The sequence below is a fragment of the Georgenia faecalis genome (assembly GCF_003710105.1).
Lineage (GTDB): Bacteria > Actinomycetota > Actinomycetes > Actinomycetales > Actinomycetaceae > Georgenia_A > Georgenia_A faecalis.
This window is the reverse complement of sequence record NZ_CP033325.1, coordinates 155,790-174,304: the sequence shown is the minus strand read 5'-3', so window position 1 is coordinate 174,304 and position 18,515 is coordinate 155,790. Positions and strand designations below refer to the sequence as shown.

The 18,515-nt window shown below is 74.6% G+C and carries 16 protein-coding genes, 2 tRNA genes and 1 other RNA gene; 9 read left to right on the top strand and 10 right to left on the bottom strand.

The window, feature by feature from the left end:
- Positions 1-3 precede the first annotated feature (3 nt).
- The 3 genes from EBO36_RS00760 to ffs form a co-directional block, all read right to left on the bottom strand.
- Positions 4-2,307, bottom strand: coding sequence for an exo-beta-d-1,3/1,6-glucosidase (locus EBO36_RS00760; protein WP_122822927.1), 2,304 nt, complete (start codon positions 2,305-2,307; stop codon positions 4-6).
- A gap of 45 nt (positions 2,308-2,352) precedes the next feature.
- Positions 2,353-4,908: a DNA polymerase III subunit gamma and tau gene (locus EBO36_RS00755; protein WP_122822926.1), complete on the bottom strand. Its 2,556-nt coding sequence runs from the start codon at positions 4,906-4,908 to the stop codon at positions 2,353-2,355.
- Between the two features lie 77 nt (positions 4,909-4,985).
- Positions 4,986-5,082: signal recognition particle sRNA small type (ffs, locus tag EBO36_RS00750), an RNA gene on the bottom strand.
- A 246-nt stretch (positions 5,083-5,328) separates the two neighbouring features.
- On the opposite strand from ffs, the gene EBO36_RS00745 reads away from it, so the two are divergent.
- Positions 5,329-5,413 (top strand) — tRNA-Ser (locus tag EBO36_RS00745).
- Between the two features lie 117 nt (positions 5,414-5,530).
- Here the strand turns inward: EBO36_RS00745 and EBO36_RS00740 are convergent.
- Positions 5,531-6,493 (bottom strand): YihY/virulence factor BrkB family protein, encoded by a 963-nt coding sequence (locus EBO36_RS00740; RefSeq protein WP_127573760.1) that lies wholly within the window; start codon positions 6,491-6,493, stop codon positions 5,531-5,533.
- 280 nt (positions 6,494-6,773) lie between these two features.
- Here EBO36_RS00740 and EBO36_RS00735 point away from each other — a divergent pair, with 280 nt between their 5' ends.
- Both EBO36_RS00735 and EBO36_RS00730 read left to right on the top strand, forming a co-directional pair.
- Positions 6,774-7,097: a type II toxin-antitoxin system VapB family antitoxin gene (locus EBO36_RS00735; protein ID WP_122822924.1), complete on the top strand. Its 324-nt coding sequence runs from the start codon at positions 6,774-6,776 to the stop codon at positions 7,095-7,097.
- 46 nt (positions 7,098-7,143) lie between these two features.
- Positions 7,144-7,761 (top strand): LytR C-terminal domain-containing protein, encoded by a 618-nt coding sequence (locus EBO36_RS00730; protein ID WP_127573759.1) that lies wholly within the window; start codon positions 7,144-7,146, stop codon positions 7,759-7,761.
- Positions 7,762-7,811: 50 nt separating this feature from the next.
- Here the strand turns inward: EBO36_RS00730 and EBO36_RS00725 are convergent, their stop codons facing one another.
- Positions 7,812-9,119 (bottom strand): uracil-xanthine permease family protein, encoded by a 1,308-nt coding sequence (locus tag EBO36_RS00725; protein ID WP_122822922.1) that lies wholly within the window; start codon positions 9,117-9,119, stop codon positions 7,812-7,814.
- A 215-nt stretch (positions 9,120-9,334) separates the two neighbouring features.
- Between EBO36_RS00725 and EBO36_RS00720 the strand changes: the two genes are divergently transcribed.
- Both EBO36_RS00720 and EBO36_RS00715 read left to right on the top strand, forming a co-directional pair.
- Positions 9,335-9,871 carry a DUF4190 domain-containing protein gene (locus EBO36_RS00720; protein WP_122822921.1) on the top strand — a complete coding sequence of 179 codons (537 nt, stop codon included), beginning with the start codon at positions 9,335-9,337 and terminating at the stop codon, positions 9,869-9,871.
- Between the two features lie 53 nt (positions 9,872-9,924).
- Positions 9,925-10,656, top strand: coding sequence for a glutamine amidotransferase (locus EBO36_RS00715; RefSeq protein WP_122822920.1), 732 nt, complete (start codon positions 9,925-9,927; stop codon positions 10,654-10,656).
- A 145-nt stretch (positions 10,657-10,801) separates the two neighbouring features.
- On the opposite strand, the gene EBO36_RS00710 is transcribed toward EBO36_RS00715, so the two are convergent.
- A tRNA-Ser gene (locus EBO36_RS00710) sits at positions 10,802-10,887 on the bottom strand.
- 195 nt (positions 10,888-11,082) lie between these two features.
- On the opposite strand from EBO36_RS00710, the gene EBO36_RS00705 reads away from it, so the two are divergent.
- Together EBO36_RS00705 and EBO36_RS00700 are read left to right on the top strand one after the other, a co-directional pair.
- On the top strand, positions 11,083-12,456 hold the full coding sequence (locus EBO36_RS00705; RefSeq protein WP_122822919.1) for an APC family permease: 1,374 nt from the start codon (positions 11,083-11,085) through the stop codon (positions 12,454-12,456).
- Between the two features lie 21 nt (positions 12,457-12,477).
- On the top strand, positions 12,478-13,491 hold the full coding sequence (locus EBO36_RS00700) for a Sir2 family NAD-dependent protein deacetylase (protein ID WP_122822918.1): 1,014 nt from the start codon (positions 12,478-12,480) through the stop codon (positions 13,489-13,491).
- Positions 13,492-13,502: 11 nt separating this feature from the next.
- On the opposite strand, the gene tadA is transcribed toward EBO36_RS00700, so the two are convergent.
- Complete coding sequence (gene tadA / locus EBO36_RS00695; RefSeq protein WP_387966494.1) at positions 13,503-13,961, bottom strand: tRNA adenosine(34) deaminase TadA; 459 nt, start codon at positions 13,959-13,961, stop codon at positions 13,503-13,505.
- Between the two features lie 46 nt (positions 13,962-14,007).
- Here tadA and upp point away from each other — a divergent pair, with 46 nt between their 5' ends.
- On the top strand, positions 14,008-14,643 hold the full coding sequence (upp, locus tag EBO36_RS00690) for a uracil phosphoribosyltransferase (RefSeq protein WP_122822916.1): 636 nt from the start codon (positions 14,008-14,010) through the stop codon (positions 14,641-14,643).
- A 90-nt stretch (positions 14,644-14,733) separates the two neighbouring features.
- Here the strand turns inward: upp and EBO36_RS00685 are convergent, their stop codons facing one another.
- Positions 14,734-15,000: an acylphosphatase gene (locus EBO36_RS00685; RefSeq protein WP_122822915.1), complete on the bottom strand. Its 267-nt coding sequence runs from the start codon at positions 14,998-15,000 to the stop codon at positions 14,734-14,736.
- A 110-nt stretch (positions 15,001-15,110) separates the two neighbouring features.
- Here EBO36_RS00685 and EBO36_RS00680 point away from each other — a divergent pair, with 110 nt between their 5' ends.
- Entirely contained in the window at positions 15,111-16,061 is a 951-nt protein-coding gene (locus EBO36_RS00680; protein ID WP_122822914.1) for an alpha/beta fold hydrolase, read from the top strand.
- Between the two features lie 12 nt (positions 16,062-16,073).
- Here the strand turns inward: EBO36_RS00680 and EBO36_RS00675 are convergent, their stop codons facing one another.
- Together EBO36_RS00675 and EBO36_RS00670 are read right to left on the bottom strand one after the other, a co-directional pair.
- The gene (locus EBO36_RS00675; RefSeq protein WP_122822913.1) at positions 16,074-17,846 is read right to left on the bottom strand and encodes an MDR family MFS transporter; all 1,773 of its coding nucleotides are present in this window, start codon (positions 17,844-17,846) and stop codon (positions 16,074-16,076) included.
- On the bottom strand, positions 17,843-18,316 hold the full coding sequence (locus tag EBO36_RS00670; protein ID WP_122822912.1) for a MarR family winged helix-turn-helix transcriptional regulator: 474 nt from the start codon (positions 18,314-18,316) through the stop codon (positions 17,843-17,845). The genes EBO36_RS00675 and EBO36_RS00670 overlap by 4 nt, the downstream gene beginning before the upstream one ends.
- Between the last annotated feature and the right edge of the window lie 199 nt (positions 18,317-18,515).

Here is an 18,515-nt window from a genome sequence, read left to right as displayed (position 1 = left end):
CGCTCAGTCGGTGATGACGAACGTCGCGCGCCGCAGGTTTTCGGCACGGGAGGACGGGCCGACGAGGACCGTGATCTCACCGGGCTCGACCACCCGGCGCCCGGCGGCGTCGACCACGGTGCACTCCGCCACCGCCAGCTCGAGGGTGACCTCGACCTCGGCCCCGGCGGGCACGTCGACCTGGGTGAACGCCTTGAGCTCCTGGTCGGCCCACGACACCGACGTCACGGCGTCCGAGACGTACAGCTGCACGGTCTCGCGCGAGGGCCGGGCGCCGGTGTTGCGCAGGGTGAGGCTCGCCCGGACGACGTCGGCCGCGGTGGCGGTGGCGCGGTCGAGCCGAACGTCCGAGTACGCCACGTCGGTGTAGGACAGCCCCTCGCCGAACGCGTACGCGGGCCGTTGGGTGAGGTCGGCGTACCGGTCGCCGTGCTGGCCGCGCACCTGGTTGTAGTACGTGGGCTGCTGCCCGGCGTGCCGGGCGAAGGAGATCGGCAGCCGCCCGGACGGCTCGACGACCCCGAGGAGGAGCTCGGCGATGGCCTGCCCGCCCCGCATCCCGGGGTTGCCCGCCCACACCAGCGCGTGGGCCCCCAGCGCGGACTCGGGCAGGACGAGCGGCTTGGAGGCGAGCAGGATGACCACCAGCGGCGTCCCGGTGGCCGCGAGCGCGTCGAGCATCGCCGCCTGCCCGCCGATGAGCTCGAGCGTCGCGGTGGAGCGGCCCTCGCCGACGAGCTCGATCCGGTCACCGACGACGGCGACGACGTAGTCCGCGTCCCGGGCGGCGGCGACCGCCTCGGCGATGAGCGCCTCGTCGGGGGCCGCCGGCACGACGACGGGGGGCCGCGGCTGGCCGTCGGGGAAGGTCGCGCCGTCGGGGTCGGGCTCGAGGGTGAGGATGTCGGCGCCCCGCGCGTGGGTCACGGTCCAGCCCTCGGGGGCGACGCCCCGCAGCCCGTCGAGGACCGTGGTGATCGCCTCGCGGGGATGACCGTCGGGCAGCCAGTCCGCCTGGCCGGACGAGCCGGCCCAGTCACCGAGCTGGGTCTGCGCGTCGTCGGCGAGCGGGCCCACCACCGCGACCCGGCGGGGTGTGGAGTCCCCGCCGACGGCCGGCGCGAGGTCCGCACCCGAGGTCGACGCCGCGTACCCCCCGGTGAGCGGGAGGACGCCGTCGTTGCGCAGCAGCACCAGCGAGCGGCGCGCGACCTCGAGGTTGAGCCGGGTGTGCTCGGCCGAGGCGATGACCCGCTCCTGGGTGGCGACGTCGGGGCGGCGGGGGTCCTCGAAGAGCCCGAGCTCGACCTTGAGCGTGAGGATGCGGGCGACGGCGGCGTCGAGGTCGGCCTCGGCGAGCAGCCCGGTACGCAAGGCCTCGAGCGCGCCCTCGTAGAAGCCGGGCGTCGTCATGATCATGTCGTTGCCCGCCCGGACGGCGGCCGCGGCGGCGTGCATGTGGTCCGGCTGGACCTTCTGCTCCCACACCATCCGCCCGACGTTGTCCCAGTCGGTGACGAGGGTGCCGGTGTAGCCCCACTCCTCGCGCAGCACCTCGTCGAGGAGCCACTCGTTGACGGTGATGGGAACCCCGTCCATCGTCTGGTAGCCGAGCATGAACGTGCGGCAGCCCTCGCGGGCGACCCGCTCGAAAGGCGGCAGGAACCACGAGCGGAGCTTGCGGCGGGAGAGGTCAGCCTCGGAGGCGTCGCGCCCGCCCTGGGTCTCGGAGTACCCGGCGAAGTGCTTGGCCGTGGCGAGGACGGCGGTGGGATCGGTGAGCCCGTCGCCCTGGTACCCGCGCACCATGGCCGAGGCGAGCTCGCCGATGAGGACGGGGTCCTCGCCGAAGGTCTCGTCGACGCGGCCCCAGCGCAGGTCACGGGCGATGCACAGCACCGGCGAGAAGGTCCAGTGCACGCCGGTGGCGGCGGCCTCGACCGCCGTCGCCCGCGCGACGCGCTCGACGAGCTCGGCGTCCCAGGACGCGGCCATGGCGAGCTGGGTGGGGAAGATCGTCGCGCCGGCCCAGAACGAGTGGCCGTGGATGCAGTCTTCCGCGACGAGCAGGGGGATGCCGAGCCGGGTCTGCGCCGTCAGCTCGTGGGCCCGCAGCACCCGCTCCGGCGAGGCGTGGAGGATCGAACCCACGTGCGTGCGCAGCACGTGGTCGTCGACGCCGTCCCGGGCGTCGAGCTGCATCATCTGCCCGACCTTCTCCTCGACACTCATCCGCGCGAGGAGATCCTGGACGCGGTCGGCGACGGGCAGGGTCGGGTCCCGGTACGGGGTGGGGCGGGGGGGCATCAAAAGGCCTCAATCGTCGTCGTGGTCGGCGTGACGCGGACCCGCCTACGGGCGACCGGCGCCGAGGTCGCGCTGCTCGTCGATGATCGTCCCACCGAGCATCCGGGCGATGAGCGGGGGGCCCACCAGACCGGAGTCCTCGGCGTCCGGGTCGTCCATGCTCGGCACGTCGTCCTCGACGGCGTACCGGGCGGGCTCCGGGGTCGGGGGCATCGGCGCGCCTCGCCCCTCGCGCACCACACGGGCGCCTCGGGCGGAGGCACCGTCACGACGGTCGCCGCCCTGCGCCGGGGCTCTGTGCCCGGAGGCGTCGCGACCGGAGGCGGGGCGCTCCGTGGTGCCGCCGTCCGACCGGCCCGGCCCGTCCGGGCGAGACGCGGCCCCGCGCGGCGCCGACGGGCCGCGCGTCGGCGGCTCGTCCTCGGCCGGCCCGGGGTCGGGCGGCCAGGGGTCGTCCGAGGCCCCCGCCGCCTGCAGCGCGGGATCGACGGGCGAGGGGGCGGCGGGCGCCGCCGGGCCCGGGTCCCAGCCGGTCGGCGCCGGCGCGTCCCAGGTGGTCGGGGGCATCGGCGCCGGTGCGGGCGGCTCAGCCGACGGCGCACCCCGGTCGCCGCCCGCCGCGCTCGCGCTGAGCACCGGCTCGATGCGGACCTGCACGCCCAGCGTCTCGGCCAGGGCCCGCTGGAGCGGCTCGGTGTGCGGGCCGCTGCGGAAGGCCTGGGCCAGCCCGGCGGTGGTGAAGCCGAGGCGGAGCACGCCCCCGCTGATCTCGGCGACCTGGCCGTTCTGGGAGACGAGCGCCCACGTCGTGCGCTTGAGGCGGGCGAGGGTCTCGAGCACCTCCGGCCAGCGGCGGCGGACCATGTCGGCATCGACGTCGCCGGTCGCGGCGGCGGGCCCGGTCCCCGCAGCCGGCGCGGCGGCGGGCCCCGCAGCCGGTGCGGGCGCGGGACGCGGCGGAGCCGCATCGACGCGCGGCGCCGACGGCGCCCCCGGCTGAGGGCTCACCGACGACCCGGCCGCGTCCCGGGGTGTCCCGGGCGCAGGCGCCGCCCCGGGGCCCTCGGCCGTCCGCTGGTCCGGCCGGGCCGAGCCGGAGGCACGACCGGTGGCCCCGGTGGCACCGCCGGAGCGGTCCTCCCGTGCCGCGGCGTCGGCATGTGTTCGCGCCGGCGCCGCGTCGGAGCCGGCCGAGCCACGGGGGGCCGAGGTGCGCGGGGCCGAGGCGTGGGCGTCGGGGGTCACTCCCCCGCCGGAGGTCCCGCCGTCGTCGGCCGGCGCGCCGGTCTGCCGGCCCGCCGGTGCGGGCTGCGCACCCGGGCGGGCGGCGGACGGCGTCGTCGGCGCGGCGGCCGGTGCCGGGGCTGCCGCGGGCACCGGGGCCGGCGGCGGGGCGGCAGGGGCGCCTCGGCCGGCGTCGGCACCCGCCGGGGCGGACGCGCGGGAGAGGTGGTGCTCGATGCGGTCCAGCCGCGCCCCGTACCCGTGGGTGCCGTCGTCGGCCCCCGGCAGGAGGAGCCGCGCGCAGAGCAGCTCGAGCTGGAGGCGGGGCGAGGTGGCGCCCGTCATCTCCGTGAGGGCGTCGTTGACGAGGTCGGCGGCGCGGGAGAGCTGGCCGGCACCGAGGTGCTGGGCCTGGACGCGCATGCGGCCGAGCTGGTCCTCGGGCAGCGAGCGCAGCACCGAGCCGGCGTGCTCCCCCGCCACCGCGATGACGACGAGGTCGCGCAGCCGCTCGAGCAGGTCCTCGACGAACCGGCGCGGGTCGTGCCCGGAGTCGATGACCCGGTCGACGACGCGGAACACGCTCGCGCCGTCCCGGGCGGCGAGGGCGTCGACGACGTCGTCGAGCAGGGTCGCGTGGGTGTACCCCAGGAGGGCGACGGCGTGCTCGTAGTCGAGGAGGCCCTCCTGGGCGCCGGCGATGAGCTGGTCGAGCACGGACAGCGAGTCGCGCACCGACCCTCCGCCGGCGCGGACGACGAGGGGCAGCACGCCGGGCGCGACCCGCACGCCCTCGGCCGTGCACAGCTCCTCGAGGTAGGCCTGGAGGCGCTCCGGCGGCACGAGCCGGAACGGGTAGTGGTGCGTGCGGGAGCGGATGGTGCCGATGACCTTGTCCGGCTCCGTGGTCGCGAAGACGAACTTCACGTGCCGGGGCGGCTCCTCGACGAGCTTGAGCAGCGCGTTGAACCCCTGGTTCGAGACCATGTGGGCCTCGTCGATGATGAAGATCTTGTAGCGGTCCCGCGCCGGGGCGAAGACCGCGCGCTCGCGCAGGTCGCGGGCGTCCTCGACGCCACCGTGCGAGGCGGCGTCCATCTCCACGACGTCGAGGGAGCCGGAGCCGTCGCGGGCGAGCTCCACGCAGCTGTCGCACGTGCCGCACGGGGTGTCCGTGGGGCCCTCCGCGCAGTTGAGGCACCGCGCGAAGATCCGGGCCGACGTCGTCTTGCCGCACCCGCGCGGGCCCGAGAAGAGGTAGGCATGCGTCACCCGGTCGGCACGCAGCGCCGCCATGAGCGGTTCGGTGACGTGCTCCTGCCCGATGACGTCGGCGAAGCTCTCCGGGCGGTAACGGCGGTACAGGGCGGTGCTCACCCCACGACTCTAGGCGGCGCCGGCGACACGTGGCAGCGGCCTGGCCTCCCCCCGTGGACGGGGCCCGGTCCCAGGCATGCAAGGACCCCCCGTGCACCCGCCAGAGCCCACCTGCCCTTGCTGCCTTCCGGCCCTGGGGGAGTTCAGCAGGGTGACGCCGCACGAGGGGTCGTCGGGGAGTCTACCGGACGCCGGGGAGGGCTCGACGGCGGCGGCGAGCCGGCCGCCGCAGTCCCGCCGTGCGCCCTTCACAGCCCGCCGTGCGCCCTTGAGTGGTGCCCAGCCGGCCCGCCGTCGCTCTCCCGCCCCGGCACGCACCCGGCACGGACCCCTCCCCGGGTGGCGATTCGCGTGGTCCCCGACACCTCTTGGACCGCTGGTTCGAACCGGGGCGTCGGCTCGGGTACCCTCATCCCGCCGGGAGGATTCGCCTAGTGGCCTATGGCGCACGCTTGGAAAGCGTGTTGGGTTAACGCCCTCGGGGGTTCGAATCCCCCATCCTCCGCCGCCCGAAGGGCCCGTGACCGCAGCGATGTGGGAACGGGCCCTTCGTCGTCCGCCCCCGAAGCGGTCCGCGTCAACCACGCCGGCCGACGGCGTCGCCGACGGCCCACGTCGCGGCCTACTCCCCCTCGCCCCACCCGTGCGAGGCGCGCAGGCTGCGGGAGCGCTCGGCGTCCGCCGCCCGGCGGGCCTCCGCCTTGGCGCTGGCACGGGTGTCGCGGGGCGGGACCTGGATGCCGTGCTCCGCCCGCACCCCGGCGACCAGCTGGCGCGCCCGCTCGAGCTCGGCGTCGAGCTCCGCCCCGAAGAGCAGCGACATGTTGATGATCCACAGCCAGACGAAGAACACGACGATCCCGGCCAGCGCCGACCCGTAGGTGATGTCGAACTGGCCGAACAGCGAGACGTAGAGCCGGAACCCGTACGAGGCGGCCGCGGCGACCGCGAGCGCGACGACGGCGCCCGGGGAGATCCAGCGGAAGCGGGCGTGGGCGACGTTCGGCGTCGCGTAGTAGAGCACCGCGATGACGAGGACGGCGGCGAGCAGCAGCACGGGCCACTTCGCGGTCTCCCAGATGACGACGACGGTGTCCCCGAGGTCGAGCGCCGACCCGATGGCGTGGGTGACCGGCCCGGAGACGACGAGCATGAGCGCCACGAGGATGCCGAAGATCACCAGCATGACCGTGGTGAGCAGGTGCCAGCCGATGAGCCGCACGAAGGGGCGGCCCTCGTCGACGCCGTAGATCTGGTTCATCGACCGGCCGAAGGCGCCGACGTAGCCCGAGGCGAGCCACAGGCCCGTCGCCACGCCGACGACGACGGTGATGCCGCCGGCCGGTCGGCTGAGGACGGCGAGCACCGGCGCCGTCAGCGACTCCAGCGCCTCGTCGTCGGGGGTGAGCTGGTTGAGGATGTCGAGCACCGCCTGCGTGCCGGCATCGCCCTGACCGAGGAGGACGAGCAGCGTGACGAGGGCGATGGCCAGCGGCGGGATGGACAGGACGCCGAAGAAGGTGAGCCCGGCGGCCCGGTCCCAGCACTCGTCCGCGAAGAAGTTCCGCGCGGCCTTGCCCACCATGAACCGGCGCGAAGGCCGGCGTCCGACCGGCCGCCCATCCGGCCGCGCCTCCGGCTCGTCCGCCCCGACGGGCCGGGTGGTCTCGGGCGGCGGTTCCGCCGGGGTCGCTGCGGGGGGCTTCGGTGCGCGGCTGCCGCCGTCACCCTCGGGTCCGGCGCCGGACCCGGTCACGGCTGCTCCAGCCGTTGACGCCACCTCGCGTGCCATGGACGCAGTGTGCTCCGCCATCTGCTCCCTCACCACCCGCACGGGACGGGGGGTGAGCGCCTAGAATCGGGCGGTGATCTTCAAGGCCGTCGGCGAGGGGCGCCCGTACCCCGACCACGGTCTGCGCACGCCCCGCGAGTGGTCCTCCGTGCCGCCGCGCCAGGTGCGTCTCGACGAGCTCGTCACCACCAAGCGCGAGCTCGACCTGCGCAGCCTGCTGTCGGAGGACTCCACGTTCTACGGCGACCTCTTCGCCCACGTCGTGGCGTGGCGCGGCGACCTCTACCTCGAGGACGGCCTCCACCGCGCCCTGCGGGCGGCCCTCCAGCAGCGGCTGCTCCTGCACGCCCGGGTGCTCGAGCTCGACGTCGACGGTCGTCGCATCGAGCAACGCTGAGGCGCGTGCGGTCCACGGCGCCCCGTGGAGCCGTTACCTTGTGTCCGTGACCTCAGACCTCGAGAGCGAGGCCGCACGACGCCGTGCTGCACACCGACGTCGGCTGCAGCAGCGCCAGACGGTGATCTTCGGGGTGCTCATCACCCTGCTGCTCGCCGTGGCCCTGGTGGCCGGCGCGATGTGGACGGGCGTCCTGCCCTCCCCGCTCGCCCGGCCGTTCAGCACGCCGGAAGCCGCCGACAACGCCGCCGGCGACGTCCCGTGCCCGCCGCCGGACGCGCTGCCGGTGGCGTTCGGCGAGATCAGCGTCAACGTCTACAACGGCACGACCCGCGGCGGCCTGGCGGCGACGACGGGCAGCCAGCTCGCCCAGCACGGCGTCGTCATCGCCTCGCAGGACAACTTCCCGGGCGGGACCTACGCCGGCGTCGCCCGGGTGGTCTCCGGGCCGACCGGGCTCACCGCGGCGTACACCGTCGCGGCGCTCATCCCCGAGTCCGTGGTGTCCGTCGACGCCAGCCGGGCCGACGCGACCGTCGACGTCGTCCTCGGCGAGGGCTTCGAGCAGGTCCTGGCGCCCGACGCGGCGCCGATCGACCCGTCCGTCCCGCTCCTGGCCCCGGCGGGCTGCACCCCCGTGAGCGCCCCCGCCGCCGAGGGCTGACCTCCCGCGGCGGACGAGCGCCTACGCGCCCGCCCGCCGCCGGCCGACCTTCACCGGGCGCGCTGGTCCTCGCCGGGGACGGAGGCGGGGCTCGCCGGTTCCGCGCCGGTCCCGCGCCACCGGGAGACCGCCCGCATGACGTGGTAGACGCCGATGGCGGCGGCGGTGCCCAGCGCGATGCCCTGGAACTCCATGTCGCCCGCCACCCACGTGTAGTTGGCGATGCCGACGACGAGCGCGATGGCCGCCGTCGTGAGGTTGACGGGGTCGGAGAAGTCCACGCGGTTCTGCACCCAGATCCGGGCACCGAGGACGCCGATCATCCCGTAGAGCACCGTCGCGGCCCCGCCCAGCACCCCGCCGGGGATGGTGTTGATGACCTCACCGAACTTCGGGGACAGGCTGAGGACCAGCGCGGTCGTCGCGGCGACCGCGTAGGCCGCCGTGGAGTAGACCCGGGTCGCCGCCATGACGCCGATGTTCTCGGCGTACGTCGTCGTGCCGGACCCGCCGCCGGCCCCGGCGAGGGTGGTGGCGAGGCCGTCGGCGAACAGGGCGCGTCCGGTGACGTCGTCGAGGTTCTGCCCGGTCATCGCGGCGACGGACTTCACGTGCCCGACGTTCTCCGCGATGAGCACGAACACGACGGGCAGGAAGAGGCCGAGCAGCGCGGGCTCGAAGGTGGGCGTCGTGAACTCCGGCAGCCCGATCCACGCGGCTTCCCCGATGGGGGCGAAGTCCACCTCCCCGCGGAGCACGGCGACGAGGTACCCGACGAGCACGCCGACGAGGATGGCGAGGCGCCCGAGGATGCCGCGGAAGAGGACGGTGACGAGGACGATGGCCGCGATCGTCACGAGCGAGGTGACGGGCCCCTTCTGCACGTTGTTCCATGCCTCGGGGGCGAGGTTGAACCCGATGAGCGCGACGATCGTGCCGGTGACGGCTGGCGGCATGACGACGTCGATCCAGCGCGCGCCGGCGAAGTGGACGACGAGGCCGACGACGGCGAGCAGGGCGCCGGTGACGAGGATGCCGCCGAGCGCGGCGGACATGCCGCTCGAGGCGGTGGCCGCGCCGATGGGGGCGATGAACGCGAAGCTCGACCCGAGGTAGCTGGGGAGCCGGTTACGGGTGATGACGAGGAAGAGGACCGTGCCGATCGCCGAGAAGAACAGCGTCGTCGACGGCGGGAAGCCGGTGATGAGGGGGACGAGGAAGGTGGCCCCGAACATCGCCACGACGTGCTGCGCGCCGATCCCGATCGTCCGCGGCCAGCTCAGCCGCTCCCCCGGGGCGACGACGTCTCCTGGTCCCACGCGCACGCCGTCGCCGTGGACCGTCCATATCCCTGCCATGCCGGACCTCCCGCCTCCGCCGCCCGCTGCGGCGCCGTGCGAAGAGTAGTGGCGGTGCGCCGACGCCGACCAGCACCGTTCACGGCGCGCAGGGCACCCACACGCAGGGCGCCCGCCCGGCGGCCGGGCGGGGAGCGCAGGGCACCCGCCCGCGCCCGTGCGCGGGAGCGCGGGACGTCGGGTCGCTAGCCTGGCGGGGTGAGCGGACCCACCCGATGAGCGAACGACCGGACCCCGGGCCCTGGGCCGCGCCCGGACGCGGCCCCGACGCGGCCGGTCCGCCGGCCCCGCCGCCGGGCTCGGTGCCGCAGCCGGGCTCGGTGCCGCCGCCGGGATCACCGTGGGCCGCGTCGCCTCCGCCCGCCCGGCCCGGGCCGCCGGCTCCAGGCGCCCCACTCCCCCACGCCCGTCCCGCCGGGCCGCCGTACGCCCCCTACGAGCAGCCCCCGGCGCCCTTCGCCGTCGACGAGGCGGACCGCGCGCGCGTCTTCGCCCATGCCGGGTACACGAGCGCGGGCCTGCACAACGACGGCACGGCGGTGGCCGCGATGATCGTCGGCGTGGCCGGGATCCTCGTCCCGGGGCTGTGCCTCGTGGCGATCGCGCTGGGGCACCTGGCCCGCCGCCGCCTCCAGCACTCCTACGCGGGCGGGGGCGGCCTCGCCGTCACCGGCATCGCGCTCGGGTATGTCGGCCTTGCCCTGTGGCTGGCCGTGCTCGTCGGCTACCTGGTGGTCCGGCAGTACGCCTGAGCGCCGCGCCTCGATTCTTCCCCCACCCCGCTCCGGGCTTAGCCTCACCTGTCGTGAGACCGTTCCTGCTCCTCGCCTCCCGCTCGGAGGACGCCGCCGCCGACGGCGAGTACGCGTCGTTCCTGCGCACGAGCGGGCTCGCCGAGCACGAGCTCCACCGCATCCGGCTCGAGTCCACACCGATGCCCGAGATCGACCTGGAGGCCTACTCCGGCGTCTTCGTCGGCGGCAGCCCGTTCACCAGCTCCATCCCGCGCGAGCACAAGAGCGACACCCAGCTCCGGGTCGAGGCCGAGCTCTCCGGCCTCCTCGACGTGCTCTGGGAGCGCGACTTCCCGTTCTTCGGTGCCTGCTACGGCGTCGGCACCCTCGCCCGCCACCGCGGCGGGGTCATCGACGGCACGTACGCCGAGCCCATCAGCGCCCCGACGGTCGAGCTCACTGAGCCGGGCCGTGCCGACCCGCTCCTCGCGGACGTGCCGGACCAGTTCTCGGCGTACACGGGGCACAAGGAGGCGTGCACCCAGCTGCCCGCCGACGCCGTGCTCCTCGCCCGTTCGGCCACGTGCCCGGTCCAGATGTTCCGGGTGAAGGAGAACCTCTACGGCACGCAGTTCCACCCGGAGCTCGACCTCGCGGCCCTCGTGCAGCGGATGGACATCTACCGCCACGCCGGGTACTTCCCGCCGGAGGAGTACGACGAGGTGCTCGCCGAGGTCCAGGGCGTCGACGTCGGCGCCGCCGGCCTCATCCTGCGCAACTTCGTCGCCCGCTACGCCCGCTGAGGGCGACGGCCCGAGCCGGCCGCCGTCGGCCGGCAGGCCGTCGGACGGCGGGCCGGCAGCACACCGGGTGAGCGCCGCGCCTCGCCGGGAAGCGCCCGAGCGTGCGACGAGCCCGCACCGGGATCCGGCACGGGCTCGTCGTGAGCGGTAGCGCTGGGATTCGAACCCAGGGTGGCGGTTAACCACACACGCTTTCGAGGCGTGCTCCTTAGGCCGCTCGGACACGCTACCTCGGCGTGCGAGTGTACCCACCTCGCGCAGGGCTCCCAAACGCGGCCCCCCGGGGCAGCCCGTCGCCGCCCCCCGGGGCAGCGCCGGGCGCGGTGATCTCGGCCCTGTTCCGCCGTCCCGGCGCGCGACAATGGCGTCACAGTGCCACTCTGGCGGGCGACGAGCGCGGCGGGAGCCGCCGAGACAGGAGGACCCATGGCCACCCCCCTGCACGCGGAGCGCGGCAGCGAGCCCACCGGCGCGGGCGACGCGCCGGGCGAGGAGACCCGCCTGAAGAAGGCGATCACCGGCCCGCTGCTCTTCGTCTTCATCCTCGGGGACGTCCTCGGGGCGGGCGTGTACGCCCTCACCGGCGTCCTCGCGGGCGAGGCAGGCGGGGCGATGTGGATCCCCATCCTCGTGGCCCTCGCCATGGCGCTGCTCACCGCCGCGTCCTACGCCGAGCTCGTGACGAAGTACCCCCGGGCCGGCGGAGCGGCGGTGTTCGCGCAGCGGGCGTTCCGCAAGCCCATGATCTCCTTCCTCGTCGGCTTCTCCATGCTTGCGGCGGGCATCGTCAGCGCGGCGGGTCTGGCCATCGCCTTCGCCGGGGACTACCTCGCCACCTTCGTCCCGGTGCCCACCGTCGTCGCGGCGCCGCTCTTCCTCCTCCTCGTCGCGGCGCTCAACGCCCGCGGGATCAAGGAGTCGATGCGCTCCAACCTCGTGATGACCATCATCGAGATGAGCGGCCTCGTCCTGGTCATCGCCCTCGTGGGCATCGCCCTCGGCGGCGGCCAGGGCGACCCGGGGCGGATCATGGAGTTCCCCAGCGACGTCTCCGCGGGCAGCGCGATCCTCGGTGCGGCGATCATCGCCTTCTACAGCTTCGTCGGCTTCGAGACCTCCGCGAACATCGCGGAGGAGGTCCGCGACGTGCGCCGCGTGTACCCGCGGGCGCTGTTCGGCTCCCTGCTCGTGTGCGGCGTCGTGTACGTGCTCGTCGCCATGGCGTCCTCGGTGATGCTGCCGCCCTCGGAGCTCGCGGAGTCGACCGGCCCGCTCCTCGCCGTCGTCGAGGCCACCGGCTTGGGCGTGCCCGCCTGGCTGTTCAGCGCCATCGCCCTCGTCGCCGTCGCCAACGGCTGCCTGCTCACGATGATCATGTCGAGTCGGCTCACCTTCGGGATGGCCGAGCAGGGGCTGCTGCCCGCCCCGTTCGCGCGGGTGCTGCCCCACCGGCGCACGCCCTGGGTGGCGATCGTCGTCACCACGGGCCTCGCCATCGTCCTCACGCTCGTCGGGGACCTCGCCACGCTCGCCGAGACGGTCGTGCTCCTGCTCCTCTTCGTCTTCGTCGCGACCAACGCCGCGGTCCTCGTGCTGCGCAAGGACAAGGTGGACCGCCCCCACTTCCGCACGCCGGTGGTCCTGCCCGTCCTCGCCCTGGTGTCCTGCGTCCTGCTGCTCAGCCAGCAGACGCTCCAGGTGTGGCTCTTCGGCGCCGCGATGCTCGCCGTCGGCCTCGTCCTGCACCTGCTCACCCGCAAGGCCTCCAGCGCCTCCACGGCCCAGCGCGACCCGGTCTGAGCCGTCGTACGCTCGCACGTGATGGACCTGGACGAGACCACCGGCACCGCCGCGCCCCCCGGCGCGGAGCCCGCGCACGGGCTGGCCGAGCTCTTCCCCACCGCCTACCGCCAGGGGCGGGCGACGACGGTGCCCCGCATCGTCGTCAAGCCCGCCCCACTCCCCCCTCCGGCGTCGGCCCTGGTGCCCGAGCCCGAGGACCTCGACGCCGCGCTCGCCCCGGTCCTCGACGTCCTCGCCGGCCGGCGGCTCGCGGCGCTCACCGGGGCGGGCGTGTCCACGGACTCCGGCATCCCCGACTACCGCAGCCCCGGTTCGCCGGTGCGCCAGCCGATGACCTTCCAGCAGTTCTGCTCCTCGGAGGCGTTCCGGCGGCACTACTGGGCGCGCAACCACCTCGGGTGGCGGCACCTGCGGGACGCGAAGCCGAACGCGGGGCACGCGGCCCTCGCCGCGCTGGAGGCCCGCGGCCTCCTCACCGGGCTGGTGACGCAGAACATCGACCTGCTCCACGTCCGCGCGGGCTCGCGTGCCGTCGTCCACCTCCACGGCCGCTACGACCGGGTCAAGTGCCTGACGTGCGGGGCAGTGATCCCCCGGGAGCAGCACGACGCCGACCTCGTGGCGCTCAACCCGGGATGGCGCGAGCGGCACGAGCACGTGGCGGACGTCGAGGTGGCGCCCGACGCCGACGTCGTCCTCGAGTCCACCGCCGGCTTCCGCATCACCGACTGCGCGTGCGGCGGCGTCCTCATCCCCGACGTCGTCTTCTTCGGGTCCAACACGCCGCGGGAACGGGTGGCCGCCGCGACCGCGATCGTCGACGACGCTGCCGCCCTCCTCGTCGCCGGGTCCTCGCTCGCCGTGATGTCCGGGCTGCGGTTCGTCCGGCGCGCCGCCCGGGCCGGCCACCCGGTGGTCATCCTCAACCGGGGCCCCACCCGCGGGGACGACCTCGCCACCGTCAAGGTCGACGTCGGCACGAGCCGGGCGTTGCCGTACCTGGCCGCCCGGCTCCCCGACCTGGCGCCGTAGGGCGGCCGTCGTCAGCGCCGCGCGACGAAGAAGTCCCGGAGCAGCGCGGCGCACTCGGCCTCCCGGACGCCGCCGACCACCTCGACACGGTGGTTGAGGCGGGCGTCCCGCACGACGTCGCGCACCGACCCGCAGGCCCCGGCCTTGGGGTCCCACGCACCGAGCACCACCCGCGGCAGCCGCGCCAGGACGACGGCGCCCGCGCACATGGTGCACGGCTCGAGGGTGACGACGAGGGTGCAGCCCTCGAGCCGCCACGTCCCCAGCCGGGCGGCGGCCTCCCGGATGGCGAGGAGCTCGGCGTGGGCGGTGGGGTCGTCGTCGGCCTCGCGCCGGTTGTGCCCGCGGCCGAGGATCTCCCCGTCCGGTCCGAGGACGACGGCGCCCACGGGGACGTCGCCGTGGGCGGCTGCCGCCTGGGCGGCGTCGAGCGCGTCGCCCATCGGCGCGGTCCAGGTGTCAGCCCTCATAGCCCCCATCATCTCCGGCGCCCCGCTCGGGCGGTACGTTCTACCCATGCGCCTGCACGTCGCGGACCACCCGCTCATCGCCCACAAGCTCACCGTGCTCCGGGACCGGCGGACCCAGTCCCCGACGTTCCGCCTCCTCGTCGACGAGCTCGTCACGCTCCTCGCCTACGAGGCGACGCGAGAGGTGCGCACCGAGCAGGTGGAGATCGAGACCCCCGTCTCGCACACCACCGGCACCCGGCTGGCCACCCCGCGGCCCATCGTCGTGCCCATCCTCCGCGCCGGCCTCGGCATGCTCAACGGCATGACGCGCCTGCTGCCGACGGCGGAGGTCGGCTTCCTCGGCCTCCAGCGCGACGAGCAGACCCTCGAGGCGATCACCTACGCCAACCGGCTGCCCGAGGACCTGTCGGGGCGTCAGTGCTTCGTCCTCGACCCCATGCTCGCCACCGGGCACACGCTCATCGCCTCGATCGACTACCTCCTCGAGCGCGGGGCCCGCGACGTCACGGCGATCTGCCTCCTCGTCGCGCCCGAGGGCCTGCGCACCCTCGAGGGGGCCGTGGGCGACCGCGGCGACGTCACCATCGTCACGGCGGCAGTGGACGAGCGCCTCGACGAGCACGCGTACATCGTCCCGGGCCTCGGCGACGCCGGCGACCGGCTCTACGGCATCGTCTGAGCGACCCGGCATCGTCTGGGCGACGAGCATCGTCTGGGCGACCCGGCGTCGTCTGGGCGTCCCGGGACCACCGGACAGCCCGCGCCCCGCTCAGCGGATGTCGAACCGGCGAGCGCCCCGCGGCGCCTCGTCGTGGGTGACGACGTCGGCGACCCGGGCGTGGGGCGGCCCCTCCCGCAGCCACCCGAGCATCGCCGCGACGGGCGCGTCGTCGCCCTCGAGGACCACCTCGACGGTGCCGTCGTCGAGGTTGCGCACCCAGCCCGAGACGCCGTGGCGCTCCGCCTCGCGCGCGCACGACCAGCGCATCCCGACCCCCTGGACGACACCGGTGACGACGGCGTGGACGCGACGCATGGTGCCTCCCTCCGGCGCTGTCCCCCGATGGTGCCGATCCCGCGGCCGTGGCCGCAAGCGACGATGGGCCAGGGCTGGGCGACGACCGGCACGGCTGCCATGATCACCCCATGTCCGAGCACACCGACGTCCTGGGCGAGCCGTGGGTCGCGCGCGAGCTTCCGCTCGCCCCGCAGCGGGCGTACGGCCCGCATCCGCGCGCGGTCCTCGTCCGCCTGCGCACGCCGTCGAGCCGGCGCGCCGTCCTCTACCTCCACGGCTTCACCGACTACTTCTTCCAGGCGCACCACGCCCAGCGCTGGATGGACGCGGGCATCGACTTCTACGCGCTGGACATGCGGCTCAGCGGGCGGGCGATCGGCGACCATCCGCGCCCGGGTGACGTCCGCGACCTGCACGACCTCGACGAGGAGATCGCCGCCGCCCTCGCGGTGATCCGAGCGGAGGGCCACGAGCGGGTCGTGCTCCTGGGGCACTCCACCGGCGGTCTCATCGCCGCCCACTGGGCCGACCGCCACCCCGGCACGGTGGACGCCCTCGTCCTCAACAGCCCCTGGCTCGAGCTCAACTCCGGCTGGTTCACCCGGGTCGTCGTCTCGCCGCTCGTCAGGCTCGTCGCCCGGGTGTGGCCGAGCCTGCCCGTCGGGCGGCTCGACCCCGGGTACGGGCGCTACCTGCACCACACCACCGGCGGGGCCTGGGAGTACGACCTCGCGTGGAAGCCCTTCGCCGGGTTCCCGGCCCGCGCGGGGTTCGCGGCCAGCGTGCGCCGGGCGCAGGCCGCCGTCGGCCGGGGCCTCGACGTCCAGGTGCCCGTCCTCGTGTGCTGCTCCGACCGGTCCGGTCCCGCCGTGGGCCCGTCGCCGAGCGACCTGGCCTCCGCCGACTGCGTCCTCAATGTCGCGCACATGATCGCGCGCGGTCCCCTGCTCGGTCCCCGGGTCACGGTCGTGCCGGTGCCGGGCGGGGTGCACGACCTCGCCCTCTCCGCGCCGCCCGCGCGGGAGCTCTACGAGTCGACGGCGATCGCCTGGGTGGACCGGCACGTCCCGCTGGACTGAGGCGGCGCGGCGCTACGGTGCGGCAGGTGCGCCGTCGTCCTCCGCGCGGTCGGACCGGGCCCCGGGCATGCCCTGGGGCGGACCGTCGGGTCTCTCGGGGGCTCCGGTGAGGCGCCCGGGGGATTCCTCGGGCCGGGCTGCCCCACCGCCGTGGTCGCGCTCGGGCGGGGGCGCGGCAGCGTCCGCGACGGCCTTGCTCACCTCGATGTCGACCGTGCTGCGCAGGACGGAGTTGCGCATAGCGAGGGCGGCGGCCAGGGCGACGAGGTTGAACCCCGTCATCACGAGGAAGATGACGTCCATCCCGTCGCCGTACGCGCCCCGGACGATCGCCTCGAGGCCCTCGGGGAGAGTCGTGAGGTCGAGCGACCCGCCGCCGCCGGCACCCGCGGTGGCCTCCGCGGGGTACCCGGCGTCGGCTAGCCGCCCGGTGAGCAGCGAGGCGATGTGGACCGAGAGCAGCGCCCCGAGGACCTGGACGCCGATCGCCCCACCCAGCGAGCGGAAGAAGGCGACGGCGGAGCTGGCCACGCCCATGTTCTCCAGGCGCACGGTGTTCTGGACCGCGAGGACGAGGTTCTGCATGGACGCGCCCTGGCCGGCACCGACGAGCGCGAGGTAGATCGCCACCAGCCACAGCGGGGTGGACACGCCGACGGTGGACATGAGGGCCACGCCGACCGTCATCACGGAGATCCCGCCGACGACGTACCGCTTCCACGTGCCCTGACTGCTCACCAGGCGCCCGGCGATGGTCGAGGCGAGGAAGACGCCCAGCATCATCGGGACCATCATGAGACCGGCCTCGGCCGGGCCGTAGCCGCGCCCGATCTGGAAGTACTGGCCGAGGAAGACGGGGGCGGCGAACATCACGGTGCCCACCGAGAAGCTGGCGACGATGCTCAGGGCCGTCGTGCGCTCGGTGAGGATCCACAGCGGGATGATCGGCTCGGCCGCCCGCTTCTCCACCCAGACGAACAGGACGATGGCGGCGATGCCGCCGACGAGCATGGCCGCGGAGGGCCACGACACCCAGGCGAAGGAGCTGTCGGCGAAGGACAGCCACAGGAGCAGGTCCGTCACCGCGAGGGTGATGAGCGCCGCGCCCCAGTAGTCGATCGACGGCTTGCGGCGGACCGTCTGGGTGATGTGCAGGCGCCGGTGGAGCACCCACACCGCGAGCAGGGAGAACGGGACGGCGCTCCAGTAGCACCAGCGCCAGCCCAGCCACGGGGTGTCCACGATGACCCCGCCGATGAGCGGGCCGGAGACGGTGGCGACCGCCATGACGGCGCCCATGTAGCCGTTGTACTTGCCCCGCTCGCGCGGGGAGATGATCGAGGCGATGACCGTCTGGACGAGGGCCATCTGCGCGCCCATGCCGACGCCCTGGACGACGCGGTAGGCGATGAGGGTGTTGGCGCTGGTCGCCATGCCGGCGAGCAGCGAGCCCGCACTGAACAGGACGATCGAGAGCAGCAGGAGCTTCTTCTTGTCGAAGAGGTCCGCGAGCTTGCCGAAGATCGGGGTGGCCGCCGTCGACGCGAGGAGCGAGGCGGTGACGATCCAGGTGTACTGCAGCTGCGTCCCGTTGAGGTCGGCGATGATCACCGGCAGGGCGTTGCCCACGATGGTGCCGGAGAGCATGGCGACGAACAGCGCCAGCAGGAGGCCGGTGAAGACCTCCATGATCTCGCGGTGCCGCTTCTCCTCGGCGGGGCTGCGCCCGCCCTTCGCGCGCGCCGTGCCGGCCAGCCGCTCGGCCTTGTTCCGACCGATCCTCATGCCGTTACCCCCCGGCGTCCGTGCTCCGTGCGCTCGATGACCTGCCCGACGCGGCGCAGCTGGCCCGCGATCGCCCCGAGGTCCTCCGTGCTCCAGTCCGCCAGCGCCGCCGAGATGCGTCGGTGGCGGCCGTCGCGCGAGCTGGCGAGGATCGCCCGGCCCTCGTCCGTGAGTCGCACGAGGGAGGCCCGCCCGTCCGCCGGGTCGGCGCGACGGGCGACGAACCCGAGCTGCTCGAGGGTGGCGACCTGGCGGCTGGCGACGGAGGGATCGACGATCTGCTGGTCGGCGATGTCGGCGATCCGCGCCTCGTCCAGGATGTCGATGAGGCCGAGGAGGCCGAGCTGGGCCGGGGCGAGGCCGGCGGAGCGGGCGACGTCGACGCTGATGGTGCGGTTGAGCCGGACGAGCACCGCGAGCGCATCCATCAGCTCCCCGCACGCCTGGAGGTGGAGGGCGCTATCGGACATATGTTCCAGGCTACGCTTTCATGCAGCATGCATCTAATGCCGCGGGCGTGGGTCTGGTCACACCGCCGCGGGGGCATGCGCAGTTGCTCGGCACGCCGGCGATCCGGGGCGCAGCTGGTCGGCACGCGCGCGACATCGGGTCCAGAACGCGGCCGCCGAGTCGGACCTCGGGAAACGGCACAGCCCCCGTCCGGGTGAC